Annotated in this window: 23 protein-coding genes; 18 read left to right on the top strand and 5 right to left on the bottom strand. The window is 43.1% G+C overall.

The window, feature by feature from the left end:
• The first annotated feature begins 20 nt into the window (after nucleotides 1-20).
• Both PO830_RS08750 and PO830_RS08755 read left to right on the top strand, forming a co-directional pair.
• On the top strand, nucleotides 21-653 hold the full coding sequence (locus tag PO830_RS08750; protein WP_272853165.1) for a fibronectin type III domain-containing protein: 633 nt from the start codon (nucleotides 21-23) through the stop codon (nucleotides 651-653).
• A 138-nt stretch (nucleotides 654-791) separates the two neighbouring features.
• Nucleotides 792-1658: a cupin-like domain-containing protein gene (locus PO830_RS08755; protein ID WP_272853166.1), complete on the top strand. Its 867-nt coding sequence runs from the start codon at nucleotides 792-794 to the stop codon at nucleotides 1656-1658.
• On the opposite strand, the gene PO830_RS08760 is transcribed toward PO830_RS08755, so the two are convergent.
• The 3 genes from PO830_RS08760 to PO830_RS08770 all read right to left on the bottom strand — a co-directional run bounded on the left by PO830_RS08760 (nucleotide 1648) and on the right by PO830_RS08770 (nucleotide 4381).
• Nucleotides 1648-2142: a regulatory protein RecX gene (locus PO830_RS08760; protein ID WP_272853167.1), complete on the bottom strand. Its 495-nt coding sequence runs from the start codon at nucleotides 2140-2142 to the stop codon at nucleotides 1648-1650. The two genes, PO830_RS08755 and PO830_RS08760, sit on opposite strands and share 11 nt — an antisense overlap.
• 55 nt (nucleotides 2143-2197) lie before the next feature.
• Nucleotides 2198-3739, bottom strand: a complete 1542-nt coding sequence (locus PO830_RS08765) for a ribonuclease E/G (protein WP_272853168.1) — start codon at nucleotides 3737-3739, stop codon at nucleotides 2198-2200.
• Nucleotides 3740-4087: 348 nt separating this feature from the next.
• Nucleotides 4088-4381 (bottom strand): HU family DNA-binding protein, encoded by a 294-nt coding sequence (locus PO830_RS08770; protein ID WP_272853169.1) that lies wholly within the window; start codon nucleotides 4379-4381, stop codon nucleotides 4088-4090.
• A 126-nt stretch (nucleotides 4382-4507) separates the two neighbouring features.
• Here PO830_RS08770 and mutY point away from each other — a divergent pair, with 126 nt between their 5' ends.
• The 9 genes from mutY (at nucleotide 4508) to PO830_RS08815 (ending at nucleotide 11236) form a co-directional block, all read left to right on the top strand.
• A complete protein-coding gene (gene mutY / locus PO830_RS08775) occupies nucleotides 4508-5593 on the top strand; it encodes an A/G-specific adenine glycosylase (RefSeq protein ID WP_272853170.1) in 1086 nt (361 codons plus the stop codon).
• 55 nt (nucleotides 5594-5648) lie between these two features.
• Complete coding sequence (locus PO830_RS08780; RefSeq protein WP_272853171.1) at nucleotides 5649-6113, top strand: single-stranded DNA-binding protein; 465 nt, start codon at nucleotides 5649-5651, stop codon at nucleotides 6111-6113.
• A gap of 21 nt (nucleotides 6114-6134) precedes the next feature.
• Nucleotides 6135-7448: a gliding motility-associated protein GldE gene (locus PO830_RS08785; RefSeq protein ID WP_272853172.1), complete on the top strand. Its 1314-nt coding sequence runs from the start codon at nucleotides 6135-6137 to the stop codon at nucleotides 7446-7448.
• Between the two features lie 11 nt (nucleotides 7449-7459).
• The gene (gene gldD / locus PO830_RS08790; protein ID WP_272853173.1) at nucleotides 7460-8014 is read left to right on the top strand and encodes a gliding motility lipoprotein GldD; all 555 of its coding nucleotides are present in this window, start codon (nucleotides 7460-7462) and stop codon (nucleotides 8012-8014) included.
• 69 nt (nucleotides 8015-8083) lie between these two features.
• Nucleotides 8084-8953: a DMT family transporter gene (locus PO830_RS08795; protein WP_272853174.1), complete on the top strand. Its 870-nt coding sequence runs from the start codon at nucleotides 8084-8086 to the stop codon at nucleotides 8951-8953.
• A 70-nt stretch (nucleotides 8954-9023) separates the two neighbouring features.
• Nucleotides 9024-9479 carry a DUF4199 domain-containing protein gene (locus PO830_RS08800; RefSeq protein WP_272853175.1) on the top strand — a complete coding sequence of 152 codons (456 nt, stop codon included), beginning with the start codon at nucleotides 9024-9026 and terminating at the stop codon, nucleotides 9477-9479.
• Nucleotides 9480-9589: 110 nt separating this feature from the next.
• On the top strand, nucleotides 9590-10297 hold the full coding sequence (gene rplU, locus PO830_RS08805; protein ID WP_272853176.1) for a 50S ribosomal protein L21: 708 nt from the start codon (nucleotides 9590-9592) through the stop codon (nucleotides 10295-10297).
• Between the two features lie 24 nt (nucleotides 10298-10321).
• Entirely contained in the window at nucleotides 10322-10585 is a 264-nt protein-coding gene (gene rpmA / locus PO830_RS08810) for a 50S ribosomal protein L27 (protein WP_272853177.1), read from the top strand.
• 96 nt (nucleotides 10586-10681) lie between these two features.
• Nucleotides 10682-11236 (top strand): hypothetical protein, encoded by a 555-nt coding sequence (locus tag PO830_RS08815; protein WP_272853178.1) that lies wholly within the window; start codon nucleotides 10682-10684, stop codon nucleotides 11234-11236.
• Here PO830_RS08815 and PO830_RS08820 read toward each other — a convergent pair.
• Together PO830_RS08820 and ahcY are read right to left on the bottom strand one after the other, a co-directional pair.
• A complete protein-coding gene (locus PO830_RS08820; protein WP_272853179.1) occupies nucleotides 11233-11835 on the bottom strand; it encodes a transglutaminase domain-containing protein in 603 nt (200 codons plus the stop codon). The genes PO830_RS08815 and PO830_RS08820 overlap by 4 nt on opposite strands.
• 120 nt (nucleotides 11836-11955) lie before the next feature.
• Entirely contained in the window at nucleotides 11956-13272 is a 1317-nt protein-coding gene (ahcY, locus tag PO830_RS08825) for an adenosylhomocysteinase (RefSeq protein ID WP_272853180.1), read from the bottom strand.
• A gap of 73 nt (nucleotides 13273-13345) precedes the next feature.
• On the opposite strand from ahcY, the gene PO830_RS08830 reads away from it, so the two are divergent.
• The 7 genes from PO830_RS08830 to arfB are packed head-to-tail and all read left to right on the top strand — an operon-like array spanning nucleotide 13346 to nucleotide 18049.
• Nucleotides 13346-13993, top strand: a complete 648-nt coding sequence (locus PO830_RS08830) for a 4'-phosphopantetheinyl transferase family protein (RefSeq protein WP_272853181.1) — start codon at nucleotides 13346-13348, stop codon at nucleotides 13991-13993.
• Nucleotides 13990-14697, top strand: a complete 708-nt coding sequence (locus PO830_RS08835; protein WP_272853182.1) for a geranylgeranylglyceryl/heptaprenylglyceryl phosphate synthase — start codon at nucleotides 13990-13992, stop codon at nucleotides 14695-14697. Before PO830_RS08830 ends, PO830_RS08835 begins: the two co-directional genes overlap by 4 nt.
• Nucleotides 14698-14720: 23 nt before the next feature.
• Nucleotides 14721-14981 carry a thiamine-binding protein gene (locus PO830_RS08840; protein ID WP_272853183.1) on the top strand — a complete coding sequence of 87 codons (261 nt, stop codon included), beginning with the start codon at nucleotides 14721-14723 and terminating at the stop codon, nucleotides 14979-14981.
• A complete protein-coding gene (pnuC, locus tag PO830_RS08845; RefSeq protein WP_272853184.1) occupies nucleotides 14965-15597 on the top strand; it encodes a nicotinamide riboside transporter PnuC in 633 nt (210 codons plus the stop codon). Before PO830_RS08840 ends, pnuC begins: the two co-directional genes overlap by 17 nt.
• Nucleotides 15558-16115, top strand: coding sequence for an ATP-binding protein (locus PO830_RS08850; RefSeq protein ID WP_272853185.1), 558 nt, complete (start codon nucleotides 15558-15560; stop codon nucleotides 16113-16115). The genes pnuC and PO830_RS08850 overlap by 40 nt, the downstream gene beginning before the upstream one ends.
• A complete protein-coding gene (locus PO830_RS08855) occupies nucleotides 16116-17645 on the top strand; it encodes a DUF4301 family protein (protein WP_272853186.1) in 1530 nt (509 codons plus the stop codon). It abuts the gene before it with no gap.
• Nucleotides 17645-18049, top strand: coding sequence for an alternative ribosome rescue aminoacyl-tRNA hydrolase ArfB (gene arfB, locus PO830_RS08860; protein WP_272853187.1), 405 nt, complete (start codon nucleotides 17645-17647; stop codon nucleotides 18047-18049). Before PO830_RS08855 ends, arfB begins: the two co-directional genes overlap by 1 nt.
• Nucleotides 18050-18623: the final 574 nt, after the last annotated feature.

The following is an 18623-nucleotide window of genomic DNA, read 5'->3' on the forward strand; positions in this document are numbered from 1 at the left end:
TGTACCGAAAACAATCTCATATGAAAAAAACAATTGCTTTAGTATTATTGGTGGGAATCACCTTTGTTTCCTGCAACAAAGACGACGAAAGTGTAAATAATTGTACCATGCCCGCCGATTTGGTCATTGACCAATTAAATAGTAGAAACGTGCTACTGAGTTGGGACGACCGTGGTGAAACCGCATTCGAATTGGAGTACGGGCCTACTGGCTTCGCGGTGGGTAACGGAACGGTAGAACGTACGTCTCGCATTCCGTACACGGTGGATGGTTTAGAACCTGAAACCAGTTACGAACTCTACTTGCGTGCCAACTGCGGAAGTGATGGATTTAGCGATGATCTGCGGATTCAGTTTGAAACGCCGTTCGATCCGGACGCTTGTAATGTACCGCTAGAACTTACATTAGTTTCGGTAGGCGATACGACCATACGTGTGAATTGGTTGGAAAATACCGAGACTGCATGGCAGGTAGAATACGGGCCTGTTGGTTTCCCGCTAGGAAGTGGGGAGACTATCGGCACTTCGGAAAGCACTGCTTTTTTAGAAGGCTTAACGCCCGGAACGACCTACGAAATCTATGTGCGGGCGAATTGCGGAAGCGATGGCTTTAGCGATTATACCGATGCTCTGGTCGTAACAACCGACTCCTAATCGGTTGAGCAGATCACATTGAAAAGTCCGCTTCGGCGGACTTTTTTATGCTCTAAACCAATATTTCCATAAAGACAACTAATGATCGTGGGGTTACGGAATAGTTAAGTTTTGTACTTTTACATTCAATAAAGCTATATGACCTTACATCCCATAGACCGACATGAATCTTTGACCAAAACTGAGTTTTTGGAGCACTATTTCAAGCCTCAAAAACCGGTGATTCTAGAACGAGCTATTGAAGATTGGCCTGCTTTCGAAAAATGGGATTTAGCATACATCAAGTCCAAAGCGGGTGATAAGGAAGTTCCGCTGTACGATGATCGCCCGGTATCGCATGAAGACGGCTTCAACGAGCCGCATGCAACAATGAAGATGGCCGAGTATATTGAATTGCTTCAGAAAGAACCTACCAAGTACCGTATTTTTCTGTGGAATGTGTTGAAAGAAGTTCCGGAGTTGCAGCAAGATTACCATTGGCCTGATTTCGGTCTTCGTCTTATGAAAAAGTTACCCATGTTGTTTTTTGGGGGTCAAGACAGTTATACTTTCATGCACTACGATATTGACCTGGCGAATATTTTTCATTTTCACTTTCACGGAGAAAAAGAGGTGATCTTGTTCGATCAAAGTCAGAATGACTATCTCTATAAGATCCCGCATTCGTTGATTGTTCGGGAGGATATCGATTTTAAAAATCCCGATTACGATAAATGGCCCGCCTTACGAAAAGCAGAAGGCTTTACTGGGAAATTATCGCATGGGCAGGTGCTTTACATGCCCGAAGGGTATTGGCATTATATGCGCTATATCACCCCAGGATTTTCCATGAGTCTGCGTGCGATCGCCAGAAACCCCAAGAATTTGGGAAAGGCTTTATACAATGTGTTGATCATGCGGCATTTTGATACGCTGATGCGACGTTGGAAAGGGCAGGCGTGGATTGATGCGAAAAATCAAAAGGCGATTGACCGGACGCATGCAAAATTAGGCCTTAGCTCGTAAGGTCGTTGTATTTTTCCCAGATCCACGAGAGTTCCCAGCCGCGGTATTGTAGATAGGTGACAAATTTTCTCTTTTTGTGCTGTGCGTTTTTTTCAGAAGCGAGTTGTTTCCAGCGTTTTTCCGCCAGGGTGTGAAAAGCGGTATTATAGTCGGTTGCCGAAATTTCTTCTAGCGCTTTTTTGATGTTGTAGGCCGAAATATCGCGTCGTTTCAATTCGAGGACGATGCGTTGTTTCCCCCATTTTTTCTGGCGGAATTTTCCACGAGCAAAGGCTGTGGCGAAACGAGTTTCATTGAGGTAATTGTATTGAAGGAGGTGTAAAATGATATGATCGACAGCTTCCGGGATCATCTTAAGTTCCTTCAGTTTTTGCCGAACTTCTTTATGAGAGCGTTCCTGGTAGGCGCAGTAGCGTTCCAGTCGAAGGGTTGCTTCTTCTAGAGTATACGAAGTTTTTTGTTCCGAAGAGAACTTCCTTTTCATCTTAAAAAAGTACATAAAAAAACCCTTTCGCAACTAGGTTGGAAAGGGTTTCTCGTTATTTGATAATATTACCATCCTTATCTAAGAAATGGTATTCTAAATACGTGTAAGCATCGCGGGGTTGAATATTCACCCACTTTTTGTGCTTCATGAACCATTTGGTTCGCACCGATGGAAAGCCTTTGGTTAAAAAGGCTGCTATAAACGGATGCGTATGTAAGGTCATCTTTTTATAGTCTTTTTTGAACAAGCGTTTCAGGTCTTCGGTCATTTTCTGAACCAGCACGATGGGCGCTTCAATTTCGCCTTCCCCTTGGTTAGGGTCTTCTTCGCGTGTCTTGATGTTCATTTCCGGTCGCACGCGTTGGCGTGTGATTTGTATGAGTCCGAATTTACTCGGCGGAAGGATCTTGTGTTTGGCTCTATCGTCCTTCATTTCGTTGCGAAGGTGATTGTAGAGCTTCTTGCGATTGCCGGCGACTCCCATATCGATGAAGTCGATGACAATAATTCCTCCCATATCTCGTAAACGCAATTGCCGGGCTACCTCGGTAGCGGCGATCATATTCACCTCAAGTGCGGTTTCTTCCTGGCTTTTCGATTTGTTACTTCGGTTACCACTGTTCACGTCGATGACGTGCATGGCTTCGGTATGTTCTACCACCAAGTAAGTACCTTTGCTTCCTGATACGGTTTTGCCAAATGAAGTTTTGATTTGCCGTTCGATCCCGAATTTTTCAAAGATCGGAACTTTGCTATCATACAACTTCACAATATTCTCTTTCTTAGGTGCAATTAACTGCACGTAATCTTTTATTTGCAAGTATAGGGTTTCGTCATCAATATGGATTGCCGAAAAGGAATCGTTAAATAAATCTCTGATGATCGAAGCACCTCTGTTTAACTCGCCAAGCACCTTGCTGGGATGGTGCGCTCCCCGTAGCTTCTTACACATCGCTGTCCAGCGATCCATAAGATTTTGTAAATCTTGATCCAGTTCTGCTACTTTTTTGCCCTCTGCTACGGTACGTATAATAACGCCAAATCCTTTAGGCCGAATGCTTTGAATCAAGCGTTTTAGACGCTCTTTTTCTTCGCGGCTCTCTATTTTTTGTGAAATAGAAACTCGGTTTGAAAAGGGAACCAAAACAATATAACGTCCGGCTATGGAAAGCTCAGAACTAATGCGTGGTCCTTTTGTGGAAATGGGTTCTTTTACGATTTGTACCAGTATCGATTGATTGTTCTTCACGGCGTTGTTAATGGCGCCGTTCTTATCAATCTCTTTGTCGAATGGGAAATTCCTTAAAGAATAGTCTTTAAGTTTACCTGTGCTTACACGTTTTACGAATTTCAGCAAAGAAGGAATATTGGGTCCTAAGTCGTGATAATGCAAAAATGCATCTTTTTCATAGCCTACATTGACGAAGGCTGCGTTAAGGCCGGGAACGGTTTTTCTAATTTTCGCAAGAAAAATATCTCCTACGGTAAATTTATTGCCGTCTTCCTCTTTGTGTAATTCAACTAGTTTTCCATCTTTTAACAGGGCAAAATCAACTTCTTGTGAACCGGATCTAATAAATAATTCGTAGTTCACGTTCATTAATTTTTATCCCGACCCCTTTGGGAGCGGAATGGATTAAACAATATTTTATCACAGGGTTTTGGTTACCTGTTGGCTGCAGGTAGTTTAAACCCGAGGAAATTATACGATGGTATAATTTCGTTGTCAAAGAACAGTACTTCTGAAACGTTCAGAAAGTGAATTCATTGGTCTGTAAACAAAAAAAGTAGTTTGAAAACTACTTTTTCTTTTTGTGACGATTCGCACGTCTGCGCTTTTTACGCTTGTGCGTCGCTACCTTATGTCTTTTTCTTTTTTTACCACTTGGCATACACTAATTGATTTTTGAAGTCCCCGTCTCGGCAGAGACGGGGATTATGATTAATTTTTTACTTCAACATTCGCTTTTACGCCTTCAACAAAAACTTTTGCTGGCTTAAAAGCGGGGATGTTGTGTGCTGGGATTTTTATCGTTGTATTCTTTGAAATGTTTCTCCCTGTTTTCTCTGCTCTCTTCTTGATAATAAAACTTCCGAAACCTCTAAGGTATACGTTATCACCACTCTCTAATGAGTCTTTTACTTCGGTCATGAAGGTTTCAATAGTGGCTTGTACATCACCCTTTTCCATTCCCAATTTCTCAGAGATTTTCGCTACAAGATCTGCTTTAGTCATTTAACGGTTTTTTAAAAATTAATTAATAAGTAATTCAAATTCAGGGTTAGTTAATTTTTAGGTGGGCAAATATACTAATTTTAAATTCAAATTATCAAATCGTAATTCATTAAAAAATAATGAGATATGATGTACCTTCGCCCCGTGCAAGAAGATACAACTTTTTTCCATAAAAAGCTGATAACGTGGTATTTAAATAATTTTCGGAAATTACCGTGGCGAAAGACCATTGATCCGTATCGTATTTGGCTATCAGAAATCATTTTACAACAAACCAGAGTTGCGCAAGGGCTTCCGTACTACGAAAAATTTGTTGAAACATATCCTACCGTTCATGAATTGGCGAGTGCTTCTCAAGAGGAAGTGTTGAAATTGTGGCAGGGACTTGGCTACTATTCCCGAGCCCGTAATCTACATGCTACGGCGCAGTACGTTTCAAACGAACTGGGTGGCGTTTTTCCGAAGAATTACAAGGGGTTGTTGCAGCTTAAAGGCGTTGGAGACTATACGGCCAGCGCTATCGCATCCATCTGTTACAACGAACCTACAGCGGTGGTGGACGGAAATGTATATCGCGTGTTGTCGCGTGTCTTCGGAATCGATACCCCAATAAATAGTACTGAAGGGACTAAAATATTCAAGTTGCTTGCGCAATCGCTGCTAGACGCAACACAGCCCGGAACGTACAACCAGGCGATCATGGAGTTTGGAGCCCGCTATTGCGTACCGCAACAACCTGAGTGTGGGGAGTGCATTTTTGCTGAGCAATGTGACGCGTATAGGAGTGGGAGGGTCTCTGAACTCCCCGTAAAGGGTAAGAAGAATCGGGTTAAAAAAATCTACTTAGACTACTTTGTGGTGCTTTCTGAAGATGATAGAACCCTCCTGGAACAACGAACTCAAAAAGGGATATGGCAACAACTCTACGAATTTCCTTCGGTGCGAAGCGCTAAAAAGCAATCGTTGGCTGCGTTAAAGCATTCAGAAGCTTTTCAAAGGCTAGCGCGTGATTTTGATATCACGGCACTGACTGAGTATGCAGACGAGCCCGTAATTCATAAATTATCACATCAACACCTTTATACGAGGTTTTGGATTGTGAATGTAGACGCTATAGGGTCTCTTGGCATTGCGTTGAAGGAGTTGGAGGCTTATCCGGTGCCGGTGTTGGTCGCTCGGTTTATTTCTGAATTCAAGCCTTTTCAACCTTAATTTTTATGTATCTTTAACTAACAAAAAGTACCTTTGTATCAAATTTTTTTAACCTATGAGTGGAACATTGAATAAAGTAATGCTGATTGGGCATACGGGAGATGAAGTGAAAATGCATTATTTTGAAGGAGGAGGTTGTATAGGACGGTTTCCGTTAGCAACCAACGAAACCTATACCAATAGAACCACAGGAGAACGGGTGTCGAACACCGAATGGCATAATATCGTGGTGCGTAATAAAGGTGCAGAGATCTGTGAGAAGTATTTGAAAAAGGGAGATAAGGTGTATATTGAAGGACGGATCAAGACCCGAAGCTGGCAAGATGACCAGGGTAATGATCGCTACAGTACCGAGATTCAATGTACCGACTTTACGTTTTTAACTCCCAAACAAGAAAGTGGTGCAGGAGCACCCGCTTCCTCTGGAACCGCCTCATCACAATCGGCTACTCCTGCCGGACGACCAGCGCAACAAGCCCATGTTCAGGAACCTATGGAAGATGACGATCTCCCCTTTTAAAGTTTAACTAAAGTACACGCCTTGGAACCGGAACCTCCGAGTTTACTATTTCTATCGTTTGCCTACCCACAACTTATTAGCGTGGTTCTCATCTTTGTGCTACTTATTTGCTCAGCGCTAATTTCGGGAGCTGAAGTCGCCTTCTTTTCATTGACGCCTACCGATTTAGACACCGACGAGGACCATCCCAATGCCAAAAAACTTCCGGTGGTCGCTAAACTCTTAGACCGACCTAAAAAGTTGCTGGCAACGATCCTGGTGGCCAATAACCTGATCAATATTGCCATTGTATTGCTTTTTGCTTCCGTAAGTGATGCTTTCTTTGGAAACGTGACCCAACCTGAGGTGCGATTCCTGCTCGAAGTGGTGGTGGTAACCTTCTTGATCTTGCTCTTTGGAGAAATTCTTCCGAAGGTATATGCGAGTCGGAATAAAATCACCTTTTCTACCTTCATGGCGTACCCTATCAACGTACTGGACAAAATCTTCTCGCCCATTAGTTTGCCCATGCGTTCGGCAACGCTATTTTTGGAAGCAAAATTCGGAAAGCAGCGAGCCAGTATCAGTGTAGACCAACTTTCACAGGCGTTAGAACTTACAGACGATCGCGATACCACTCAGGAAGAACAAAAATTACTACAAGGAATCGTAACCTTCGGGAATACCGACACCAAAAATGTCATGAAGCCACGGATGGATATTTTTGCCTTGAACGATACAGCTTCTTTTAAAGAGATCATGCCCGAAATCATCGATAAAGGATATTCCCGCATTCCGGTGTACCATGAAAGCATCGATACCATTACCGGAATTTTATATGTGAAAGATTTGATGCCGTATATCGAGCGTAAACAATTAGACTGGACAAGTTTGCAACGAGAAGCCTACTTTGTTCCGGAGAATAAAAAATTAGACGATCTGCTCAATGAATTCAAAAACATGAAAATGCACCTGGCCATTGTAGTGGATGAATACGGAGGGACGAGCGGACTCATTTCCTTGGAAGATATTATTGAAGAGATTGTTGGTGAAATTAGTGATGAATTTGACGACGACGACCTCATCTTCTCCAAGCTAGACGAACGTAACTTTGTGTTTGAAGGCAAGACATCTCTGAAAGATTTTTACAAAGTCATTAGTCTCGAAGATCCGCAGCTTTTTGAAGAGGAAAAAGGCGAAGCCGAAACCTTGGCGGGGTTCTTGCTCGAAATTTCCCGGGGCTTTCCGCGGAAGGGCGAGATAATAAGCTTTCATCAGTACGCGTTTACCATAGAGGCCTTCGACAATAAACGTATTAAACAAATTAAACTATCGATCAACGAGTCAACATCCTAAGGTTTTGTACCATGCTCCTGTTGCTTTTGGTGACCGCTTCTTGCGGCGAAGAGGTTTTTATTAAGCCTGAAGCAAAACTTCGTTTGGAATATCCACAGCCCAGCTACCAAATGACGCAATTGGATTGCCCTTACAATTTTGCCAAGAATGATCAAGCGAAGATCGAAGCGCGGCCTGATTGCTGGGTGAATTTGAAGTATCCCAGAATGAATGCCACCATATATCTTACGTACTTGCCCATTGAAGATAATTTAGACTCGCTATTGCGAGACGCTCAAAAATTGACTTACGATCATACGGTCAAGGCGAACGAGATCTTAGAACAACCTCGTGTAGACTCCATTAATAAGGTGTATGGAATGTTCTACATGATCAATGGAAATGCGGCTACCCAATCGCAATTTTACGCCACCGACAGTCTTAAGCATTTTGTTACCGGTTCGGTCTATTTTGAGGCCAAGCCGAACTTCGACTCCATATTTCCGGCCGTATCGTATCTAAGAGGTGATATCCGTAGGATCATGGAGAGCCTCAACTGGCGTTCTTCTACCGCTATAGAGAAATAGTATTTTTCTATCTGAAAACCGAAGCCTACTGAAAATTAAATTAAGACCTTTGCCGATTCAATGCGCGCTATGGAGGCATCAACTAGAAAGTGGCTTTATTTAATTATCCTTTCACTGGTTTGGGGCAGTTCTTTTATCCTCATTAAGAAAGCATTGCTAGGGTTGAGTCCGTTGCAACTGGGGGCTCTTCGAACGCTGATGGCCGCCGCCTTTCTATTGCTTGCGGGATATTCCACCTTAAAGAAAATACCTAAGCGGTTGTGGAAATGGATCGTCATTTCGGGTTTTCTTGGCACCTTTTTTCCCGCCTTTCTGTTCGCTTTCGCGGAAACAGAGATCAACAGTGCTGTTGCTTCCATGCTCAACTCCACAACCCCTATCATGGCCCTGATCTTTGGAGGGTTGGTCTTCGGAATCCCGTTTACACGAAATCAGTTCCTCGGTGTAATCATTGGCTTGGTAGGAACCAGTTTGCTCATTTATTTGGGAGCCGAGTTGAACCCGGGGAAGAACTATTGGTATGCCGGCCTGGTGCTCATTGCGTCGATATGTTATGCGTTCAACGTCAATATAATTAAGAGGCACCTTCAGGAAGTTCCCGCATTGGCGATAGCTGCGGGGAATTTTATTGTGTTGATCATTCCGGCTTTTGGGGTGCTGGTAGGAACCGGATTCTTTTCAGAAACCACCTTTCAGCACGATCAATTAGTGCCCTCTCTGGGGTATATCGCGTTATTGGCGCTGGTAGGAACGGGCGTAGCCAAAGTGTTATTCAACAGACTGGTTCAAATAAGCAGTCCGGTATTCGCCACCTCGGTTACTTATATGATTCCCATGGTAGCGGTTTTATGGGGTGTCCTGGATGGAGAGCAGTTTGGAGTAGGACAATTAATAGCGGCTGGAGTGATCCTTTCCGGAGTATATCTAGCCAACAAATAGTTAGGGAATCGTTAAGGATACTGGCTTTTCCGATTTTTTTTCCGAAATTTAACATTCCAAAAAGCCAACTATGTCAAAATATTATTTCAAATATGGTATCGGCGCAGGCGTTATCATGATCCTTTATTTCTTACTCTCCAAAGTTTTGGGACTTCACGAGTACCCGGTCTTTAGTGCGTTAAATGGGGTCATTATTGGAGGCGCTATCTTTTTGGCCTTAAAAACATATAAAAAGTCGACGAGCAAATTTGAATATCAGGATGGTTTTCAAATTGGCTTGTTTACAGGAGGACTGGCGACGATCATCATATCAGCTTTTATGGCCTTTTACATTTTTCAGTTGGATAGTGAGTTTGCGCAGGCGGTGGTTGATTCTTGGCCGATCAATTTTAACAAGGGATCGCTGATTTTGGTCATCTCATTGGTGATCATGGGGTTTTCTACCTCCTTGGTGCTTACGCTTTCTTTTATGCAATTGCTGAAAGAGTCTTGGAACACACCAGAAGGCAAACGACATCAGCTATAATTATGGAAATAAACCTTTTGTAGAATCATTTTTTACGATTATATTTGCACCCGCTTTGAAAAGAAGCGGGTTTTATTTTGTAACGAAATTATTTATTTAAACGATACGCTATGTATGCAATTGTAGAGATAGCAGGGCAGCAATTCAAAGTTGCGAAAGACCAAAAGGTTTTTGTCAATCGTTTGGCTACAGACGAAGGAGAAAAGGTTGAGTTCGACCAGGTTCTTCTTGTAGGCGACGGAGACGATATTACCATTGGCGCCCCGGCTATAGACGGAGCGCTCGTAGGAGCGAAAGTCGTAAGACACCTTAAAGGAGATAAGGTGATTGTTTTCAAAAAGAAACGAAGAAAAGGGTACCGTGTCAAAAAAGGACACCGTCAATACCTTTCTGAAATCGTTATTGAAAGCATTGCTGCTTCCGGTTCGAAAAAATCGAAGAAAGAAGCACCAAAGAAAGCAGCTCCTAAAAAAGAGGAGGCGGCAAAAGTGCAGTCTGCTACTGAAAAGAAAGAAGCTCCAAAGAAAACGGAAGCTAAAAAAGCAGCTCCTAAGAAATCAGACAAGGCAGACGATCTGAAAAAGATCGAAGGAGTAGGACCAAAAGCAATGGAAGCGATGGTGAATGCCGGTGTAGATACCTTTGCAAAAGTAGCGAAGACCAGTCCTGAGAAATTAAGTGAAATCCTAACCGAGGCAAGTTCTCGAATGGCACATCTAGTAACAGAAACCTGGCCAGAGCAAGCGCAATTAGCAGCTGATGGCAAGTGGGAAGAACTAGAAGCGCTTCAAGACAAACTTGACGGAGGAAGAAAATAATAACAATTAAAAACCCCCTGAATTATGGCACATAAAAAAGGAGTTGGTAGTTCTAAGAACGGTAGAGAATCTGAATCGAAACGCTTAGGTGTAAAGATCTTTGGAGGTCAATCTGCCATCGCAGGAAATATCATCGTAAGACAACGCGGGTATACGCACCACCCTGGTGAAAATGTATATGGAGGAAAAGACCATACATTGCACGCCAAAATTGACGGTGTGGTAAAGTTTGAAAAGAAAAAAGGTGGAAAATCGTACGTATCGATCGTTCCTAGCGCAGAAGCGTAACTTTTCAGAACATACAGATCACTAAAAACCTCGGTACATGCCGAGGTTTTTTTGTGGCTAGATTTTTGTGGTTTTATGCTCACTAACCTTTCCATTATGATGCTACTTCGATATTTTCTCTTCTTGCTGTTACTGCTGAATGTAAGCGCATGTATTCCCTATAAGATTGCACCAAACTATTCCGAAGGAAAAGTGGTGAAAGGAAAAAAATTCATTAAAACCTTTAAAAATCGATATGTGTTTGCCTTTAATGACCCAAAAGAGGCCAATGCCTTTTATACCTATATCAACTATAAATTTCAAACCTCATACGACGATGATCTCGGCAATGTCCCGATCCGCATTGAAGATGAATTGGCGTATCTCACGTTTTATGAATTAGAAAAAACGACCGAAACCTATAATTTGTTCCCTATGATGGTGGACGGCGTGCTCTCTGAAAGAGGCGTCGATCCTGTTTTAGAATCACAATATAACAGCAGAAGTGGTAATTGGTATATTGTGATGACACTTACCGACGAGTCAGGAACTGATTGCCTTCGACCTTCTCATTCCTTGCAGGAACGTTCGGTTGCCTATTTGCAGACCCTTCGGAAAGAATACCTAAGAACATCCCAATACAACGAGCTGTTGTTTGTGAAACAGCACTAACGACTGTTCTTAAAGGCCTCAAAACTTAACGGATGTCGCAATAACGTCCATCGCGGTTCCTCAGGATAATGCGACAGGATAAAGGATTTTGGCGGGGTTTGATACCAATACATATTGGGGCGATTCCGTTGGCCGTGGCTAATCGCCCAAGTGATGTCTAACAGTTGCCATTTTCCGTTGATGTTAACGGCATTCCATGTGTGATGTACCTGACTTTTGACGCGTCGTGTTGCCCCATTTTTTGTGTAGCCGTGGATGACGGTTGCCTCCAGACCCACGCTGTAACACATACGCTGAAATAAAAAGGCAAAACCACCGCAAAGGCCTTTTTTTCGATCTAAAACTTTCTGTACTACCTTCTCTTCGGAAACATAGAATTCGCGTTGTAGGGTTTTGCTGTTGTATAATTCCTGATCATATGAAAAGTTTCGGGTGATCCACAGGAAAATAGCAGTTGCTTTTTCTTCGGAAGTGGTTGCATGGCGTGTAACACGATGGGTTAGCGCTTGCACTTGATGATCGAGTTTATTGACTTCCGAAGTTTTTCCGAAGTTTTGACAAGTCATCAGCAGGATATATAAAAAAAGGATTCTTTTCATAGTAGCTTGTTTTCTAACGTGGAAAACTGCCTGCTATTGAGTGGCACTTGTTAAAACATCAACATAAAAAAACCCTGCTCAAAAGGCAGGGTTTGTAATTTTATACTGACTGATAACTGCTTAGTAACGGTAGTATTCAGGTTTGAAGGGTCCGCTTACTTCAACACCAATATACTCAGCTTGTTCTTCACGAAGTTCGGTGAGTTCTGCACCAATCTTTTCTAAGTGAAGTTTTGCTACTTTTTCATCTAAGTGCTTCGGAAGCATATATACTTTATTTTCGTATTCATCGCTGTTCTTCCACAATTCGATTTGCGCCAAGGTCTGATTGGTAAAAGAGTTACTCATCACAAAGCTCGGGTGCCCTGTCGCACATCCTAAGTTCACCAGACGTCCTTCCGCTAATAAAATAATATCGTTACCATTAACGGTATACTTATCTACCTGTGGCTTGATTTCAACATGACTACTACCGTGGTTGGTTTTTAACCAGGCTACGTCAATTTCGTTATCAAAGTGACCGATATTACATACAATCGTTTTGTCTTTCATCGCTTCAAAGTGACGTCCCTGTACGATGTCTTTATTTCCGGTGGTAGTAATTACGATATCAGCATTTCCAACAACTGTTTCCAATTGCTTCACCTCAAAACCATCCATGGCGGCTTGCAACGCACAAATAGGATCGATTTCGGTAATCGTAACGATCGATCCGGCACCTCTAAAGGAGGCAGCGGTTCCTTTTCCAACATCACCGTATCCGCAAACTACCACACGTTTTCCGGCGAGCATGACGTCGGTTGCACGACGAATGGCATCAACAGCACTTTCGCGGCATCCGTATTTATTGTCGAATTTCGACTTGGTAACGCTGTCGTTCACATTGATCGCCGGCATTGGAAGCGTTCCTTTTTTCATACGTTCGTACAAACGGTGCACTCCCGTAGTGGTTTCTTCTGAAAGCCCGCGAATTCCTTCTACAAGTTCTGGGTATTGATCTAACACCATATTGGTGAGATCGCCGCCGTCGTCTAAGATCATGTTCAAAGGTTGACGATCTTCTCCGAAAAACAACGTTTGCTCGATACACCAGTCAAATTCCTCGTCAGTCATACCTTTCCAGGCATACACGGGAATTCCTGCGGCTGCAATAGCGGCTGCGGCCTGATCTTGCGTCGAAAAGATATTACAAGAGCTCCAGGTTACCTCAGCGCCAAGGGCTACCAAGGTTTCGATAAGCACGGCTGTTTGAATGGTCATGTGCAAACACCCCGCGATGCGAGCACCTTTCAAGGGCTGCTCATCTTTGTATTCTTCCCGTAAAGACATCAATCCGGGCATTTCAGCTTCTGCCAGTTCGATCTCGCGTCGGCCCCATTCTGCCAGGGAAATATCTTTTACTTTATACGGTACGTATTTCGTGGTTTTCGTAGACATATTATTATATTTGAAATGTATTGTGTTCTGATTTTTTTCAGAAGGCAAATTTACACAATATCAGTCAATTTCTATGCCTCTTTACAAAACTATAACGGTTACTGAACACACCAAAGTGTACATTTGGAAAATTGAAGAATCGTTAGCATGGCTTTCAAAGGATGTGGCATTAACTCCGCATTGCGCATCGCGTGTTGCGGGGATGAAAAGTGAGTTGCACCGAAGAGGTTTTATGAGCATTCGTCATTTGTTGGACGAAGCCGGATATACCGATTTTGACCTGTATTACGATCAAGAAGGCAAGCCCCATCTAAAGGATGGCAAAAAGATCTCCATTACCCATTCGTTTATTTTTTCAGCGATCATCGTGAGTGATCGAGAAGTAGGGATCGACATCGAAAAACAGCGTCTTAAAATATTGCGGATCGCGCATAAATTTACTCCTATAGAAGAATACCGAACCATGGCAAATGACGAAGCCTTAATGCGAAAATTAACGATGGTGTGGGGTGCCAAAGAATCGCTTTATAAGAGTTTTGCATCTCCTGGCGTGAGCTTTTTACAGCACATTTATGTAGAGGATTTTAGGTTAGACGGTCTCGAAACAACAGCTGAAGTATCTTATGACGATCGAACGGAAGCATATGATATTACTTTCTTAGAATTTGAAGGATTTACCTGTGCTTTTGCTCTCATACAGCACAAAAGGACAGTGGCATGAGAACCCAAACGGTTTACAACGATGTGTTGAAGGCACAGCAAAACGGCATTCCGCTGCTAGCTATCCTGATCGATCCTGATAAATTGACTTCGCGCCATATCGCAGATTTTATTACCCACCTCCCAGCATCAACAACCCATATTTTTGTAGGAGGAAGTGAAGTGGCTCCTGGCGCAACCGAAGCGTTGGTAGCCCAATTACGAGCCGTAATTCAACAGCCTATTGTGCTGTTCCCCGGCGATTATCAGCAAATTACACCACAGGCAGACGCATTGCTGTTTCTCTCTTTAGTTTCAGGGCGAAATCCAGAATACCTAATCGAACAACATATTAAGGCGGTTCCTGCCCTGCAAAATTCCAACCTGGCAGTAATTCCCACCGCCTACCTGCTCATCGATGGTGGAAGTCCTTCCGCTGTGGCGCGTGTTACACAAACAACACCCCTTCCGCAGTCGGATATAGAAGCTATCGTTCATACAGCTAAAGCGGCAGAATATATGGGAAAAAAGCTCATTTATTTGGAGGCGGGAAGTGGCGCAAAAGATCCGGTGCATCCCAAGATCATCAGCGCGGTTTGTGAAGCTGTAACCGTTCCGGTGATCGTTGGGGGCGGAATCCGGTCGAAAGAACAAATGGATCGAGCCTACAGCGCCGGAGCTACCATGGTCGTGATAGGAACCGCCCTCGAAGAACGAATCATATAACGCACCTAAAATTCTCAATTGCTATGAATATTTCTGTTGAATTGACCTTAACACCCATACAAGACGACTACGAGCCGGCCATTATTCAATTTATCACCGCGCTTCGGAACAGCGGACTCACCATTAAGGAAAATCCATTGAGCACTCAGGTGTATGGTGACTATGACGCGGTGATGACACTCCTTCAGAAGGAAATGAAGGTGGCGTTGGAAGCGGTGGATCGCGGACTCATGTACATTAAAGTGGTGAAATCAAATAGAAGCACCTATGAGCCCCATTTTTGAATGGCTCTTCGGAGTCTATTCCGAATATGAAACGTATCAGATTGTCTTGGAAGCCGTAGCCGTTTCTTTTGGGCTTATTTCGGCGCTGTGTAGCATGCGTAATAGCGTTTGGGTGTATCCTACAGGAATCATTAGCACCACAATTTTCGTATATCTTCTCTGGCAATGGGAATTGCTGGGCGACATGATCATTAACGGCTATTATTTCGTGATGAGCGTCTACGGGTGGTATGTATGGACCCGCAAGGTTGCGCCTGGGCAATATACCCCCATTAGTTGGATGAAACTGCGCGATCGGAAAACAGCCTTGGGAATTTTTCTTGGGACCTTAGTTTTTATTTACTTAGTTTATGAATCCTTTTCAAAATGGACCTCCTGGACGGCTTATGTCGACACCCTAACAACGGCCTTCTTCTTTGCGGGCATGTGGCTTTTAGCACGACGTAAGGTCGAGCACTGGTTGTTTCTGCTGATCGGGAACATCATTAGTGTACCTCTCTACTTTTACAAGGGATATACCCTAAGCAGTTTGCTATACGTGGTCTTTGTAATTATCTCTATCTTTGGATTTATTGCATGGAAAAAGATTTACAACAAGAACCTTCAACCTGCCTGAAGGTCGTCTTATTTGGTCCTGAATCTACGGGAAAAACGACCCTCGCCAAAGCCTTGGCAGCGCATTATGAAGTACCCTGGGTACCCGAATTCATGCGCCAATACGCACAAAAAAAATTTGATAGCACCCAAAATTCGTTAGAAAGGGAGGATGTACTTCCCATTGCGAAGGGTCAGATGACTGCCGAAAACGAGGCGGCAAAACGAACCGATTCCTTTTTGATATGCGACACCAACTTATTGGAGATCAAGGTGTATTCTGAATATTATTTTGATGGGTTTTGTCCTCCCTCCCTTGCCAAATATGCCGAAGCGAATCAATATACACTATACTTATTAGCCTCGATTGACGTTCCCTGGGAGCAAGACGATTTAAGAGATCGGCCGCAGGATAGGTTGGCTTTATTTCATACTTTTGAACAGGAATTGATCGCGCAGAAGTTACCCTATGAGGTCATTTCGGGAGCGCATGATGTTCGACTCAAGAAAGCTTGTGAAATCCTCGATAAATTGCTCTGAATGTTTACACAGAAAGACCTCACTCAAATTGAAGCACAACACCTTACCCTTAATGATGTTATCCATCAAATCGAGCGGTATCGATTAGGCACCGACCACGCCGACGTGGTGACAGCCGCCTCGATAGGAAATGGTATTGAAGTAATTAGTGAAGGGAATCAGGAGGCACTCATCCATTTGTACGATCGATGTAAAGAGGACTTAGATGTTGTTAAGTTCGTTCCCGCCTCAGGCGCGGCTACTCGCATGTTTCGGTTCTTGCATACGTTCTTAAACGAATACGACCCTAAGAAACAATCGTTGAGCGAGTTTTTGAAATCAGATGCCGATACCAAGCTGGTGACCTTTTTTGATCGTATCAATTCTTTTCCATTTATCAATAAAGTTCGAAAACAAATTCGGAAACAGTTTCCCGACTATAAACAATCGAACAAAGGAGAACGAGCCGTCAAATTGGTGACGGCTATGTTGAAAGAGGATGGATTAGGCTATGAAAACTTGCCAAAAGGTCTCATTCCGTTTCACAAATACAAGAAATTTGCCCGTACGGCTTTTGAAGAACAACTGTATGAAGGCGCCTGGTATGCGGCAACACAGGGCGAGACGCGTTTGCACTTTACGTTTTCCGAAGCTCATGTTTCAAAATTTAAAAAACGCTTTGAAAAGATAAAGTCCCGCCTGGAAAAGAAGGCACATACACAGTTCTCCATTTCGTATTCTTTTCAGAAGCCAGAGACCAACCATATTGTGCTCAATGAAGAAGACCAACCCTTTAGAAATGAGAAGGGGGAGTTGGTTTTTCGTCCTTCGGGTCACGGAGCGCTGTTGGACAATTTAAACGACATCGATGCGGACATCATATTTATCAAGAATATCGATAATGTTGCCGCTGCCGAATATGTTGACACCATTGCAGCGCAAAAAAAGATGCTTGCGGGTAAGCTCTTGTGGATTCAGCAAAAGTGCTTCGATTATATTAAAACGATTAAAAGAGGAGACATCACGGATGCCCTGCGGAATGAGATAAAAACATTTTTGTGGCAGCAGTTAAATATCAAAGATATGCCAGTACACCTTAAGGATGTCGTCAATCTATTGAACCGACCGATTCGCGTGTGCGGAGTGGTAAAAAACACGGGTGCTCCGGGGGGAGGTCCTTTTTGGGTAAAGAACCGCAATGGAGACCTCTCGGTTCAAATCGTAGAAACGGCTCAAATTGATTTGAGCGATGCCCATCAACGCACCTTGGTACAAGATGCCACACATTTTAATCCGGTGGATATTGTCTGTGGTGTTCGTGATTATGAAGGGAATAAATTCGATTTGCAGGCTTTTGTCAATCCCGATACGGGTTTTATTACTACTAAAACGATTGACGGGCAACCGGTGCGTGTTATGGAGCGACCGGGACTCTGGAACGGTGCCATGGCTCATTGGAATACCTCTTTTGTCGAGGTGCCCATCATCACCTTCAACCCTGTGAAGAATGTCAATGATCTCTTACAGCGCACCCATCGACCCAATGCCTAATGAACACCGCCCAACTTCATACCGAACTTAGCTATCGAGCGATGCGCAGTAGCGGACCTGGAGGGCAACATGCCAATAAAACGTCCAGCAAGGTGGCAGTTCATTTCAATGTGGAAACTTCAAAAGCCTTTTCCGAAGAAGAAAAGGAACGCTTACAAGCGAAATTGGAAAACCGACTCACCAAGGATGGCGAATTGATTCTTAGTTGCGACACGTATAGGAGTCAGCATAAAAACAAAGCGCTCGTCACCGAACGACTCGTGGAATTACTACAACAAAGTCTTCGGAAACGAAAGAAACGCAAAAAGACAAAGCCCTCGAAACGAGCTATTGAAAAACGTCTCCGCAATAAGAAAAAGCAAGCCCTCAAAAAGCGGGATCGCCGCCCGCCACCTACCGAATAATATCCAAAAATGTGTAAAAATTACACAGGTGTACCTGTTTTTACACAATTAAAAGACTTAAAAATCATTCCTTTACATTTCGATAATTAATTAATAATTAGCGGTTTACGTATAGTCAATATTATTGATACGTACTTGGCACTTAATTTTCTTATAGGAAGTCAGAGTTAAGCAACATTTTTTTACCCCACATACAGAATGTTGTCGTTCTTACAGTATTGTAAAATAGACGTCAGGACATTAACCATCACTAGTTCTTATCATTCTTAACGGGTGCACCTACAGGATGCCTCAACAAACCCCTTCCGTATCCGTTAAGAATGTACATATTGAAGTTCGGAAAGACGATCCTAAGATTGATGTTTTCAGAAGATGGAAACATCGCTTACCGACAGAGCAATTTATTTGTGAGTCACGCCAACGGTAATTGAACAATACCATAATTGAAATTTAGGCTAGTTAGTTAAGTAGATGTAAGCTGCAGATTGCTATCCGTACTTCATAGAGTGCCCACCCACGGTGGGCACTTTTTTTTGCCTCATTTTCGATGAGATTATCCAGAAAGTGTGTAGGA

The sequence above is a fragment of the Altibacter sp. HG106 genome, assembly GCF_028561755.1.
In the GTDB taxonomy this organism is placed as follows: domain Bacteria; phylum Bacteroidota; class Bacteroidia; order Flavobacteriales; family Flavobacteriaceae; genus DFVG01.

Bases quoted from the DNA above. Each gene is read 5' to 3' on its own strand.
- PO830_RS08750 (WP_272853165.1), top strand. From the start codon at position 21: ATGAAAAAAACAATTGCTTTAGTATTATTGGTGGGAATCACCTTTGTT.
- PO830_RS08755 (WP_272853166.1), top strand. From the start codon at position 792: ATGACCTTACATCCCATAGACCGACATGAATCTTTGACCAAAACTGAG.
- PO830_RS08760 (WP_272853167.1), bottom strand. From the start codon at position 2,142: ATGAAAAGGAAGTTCTCTTCGGAACAAAAAACTTCGTATACTCTAGAA.
- PO830_RS08770 (WP_272853169.1), bottom strand. From the start codon at position 4,381: ATGACTAAAGCAGATCTTGTAGCGAAAATCTCTGAGAAATTGGGAATG.
- mutY (WP_272853170.1), top strand. From the start codon at position 4,508: ATGATGTACCTTCGCCCCGTGCAAGAAGATACAACTTTTTTCCATAAA.
- PO830_RS08780 (WP_272853171.1), top strand. From the start codon at position 5,649: ATGAGTGGAACATTGAATAAAGTAATGCTGATTGGGCATACGGGAGAT.
- gldD (WP_272853173.1), top strand. From the start codon at position 7,460: ATGCTCCTGTTGCTTTTGGTGACCGCTTCTTGCGGCGAAGAGGTTTTT.
- PO830_RS08795 (WP_272853174.1), top strand. From the start codon at position 8,084: ATGGAGGCATCAACTAGAAAGTGGCTTTATTTAATTATCCTTTCACTG.
- PO830_RS08800 (WP_272853175.1), top strand. From the start codon at position 9,024: ATGTCAAAATATTATTTCAAATATGGTATCGGCGCAGGCGTTATCATG.
- rplU (WP_272853176.1), top strand. From the start codon at position 9,590: ATGTATGCAATTGTAGAGATAGCAGGGCAGCAATTCAAAGTTGCGAAA.
- rpmA (WP_272853177.1), top strand. From the start codon at position 10,322: ATGGCACATAAAAAAGGAGTTGGTAGTTCTAAGAACGGTAGAGAATCT.
- PO830_RS08815 (WP_272853178.1), top strand. From the start codon at position 10,682: ATGATGCTACTTCGATATTTTCTCTTCTTGCTGTTACTGCTGAATGTA.
- PO830_RS08820 (WP_272853179.1), bottom strand. From the start codon at position 11,835: ATGAAAAGAATCCTTTTTTTATATATCCTGCTGATGACTTGTCAAAAC.
- ahcY (WP_272853180.1), bottom strand. From the start codon at position 13,272: ATGTCTACGAAAACCACGAAATACGTACCGTATAAAGTAAAAGATATT.
- PO830_RS08830 (WP_272853181.1), top strand. From the start codon at position 13,346: ATGCCTCTTTACAAAACTATAACGGTTACTGAACACACCAAAGTGTAC.
- PO830_RS08835 (WP_272853182.1), top strand. From the start codon at position 13,990: ATGAGAACCCAAACGGTTTACAACGATGTGTTGAAGGCACAGCAAAAC.
- PO830_RS08840 (WP_272853183.1), top strand. From the start codon at position 14,721: ATGAATATTTCTGTTGAATTGACCTTAACACCCATACAAGACGACTAC.
- pnuC (WP_272853184.1), top strand. From the start codon at position 14,965: ATGAGCCCCATTTTTGAATGGCTCTTCGGAGTCTATTCCGAATATGAA.
- PO830_RS08850 (WP_272853185.1), top strand. From the start codon at position 15,558: ATGGAAAAAGATTTACAACAAGAACCTTCAACCTGCCTGAAGGTCGTC.
- PO830_RS08855 (WP_272853186.1), top strand. From the start codon at position 16,116: ATGTTTACACAGAAAGACCTCACTCAAATTGAAGCACAACACCTTACC.
- arfB (WP_272853187.1), top strand. From the start codon at position 17,645: ATGAACACCGCCCAACTTCATACCGAACTTAGCTATCGAGCGATGCGC.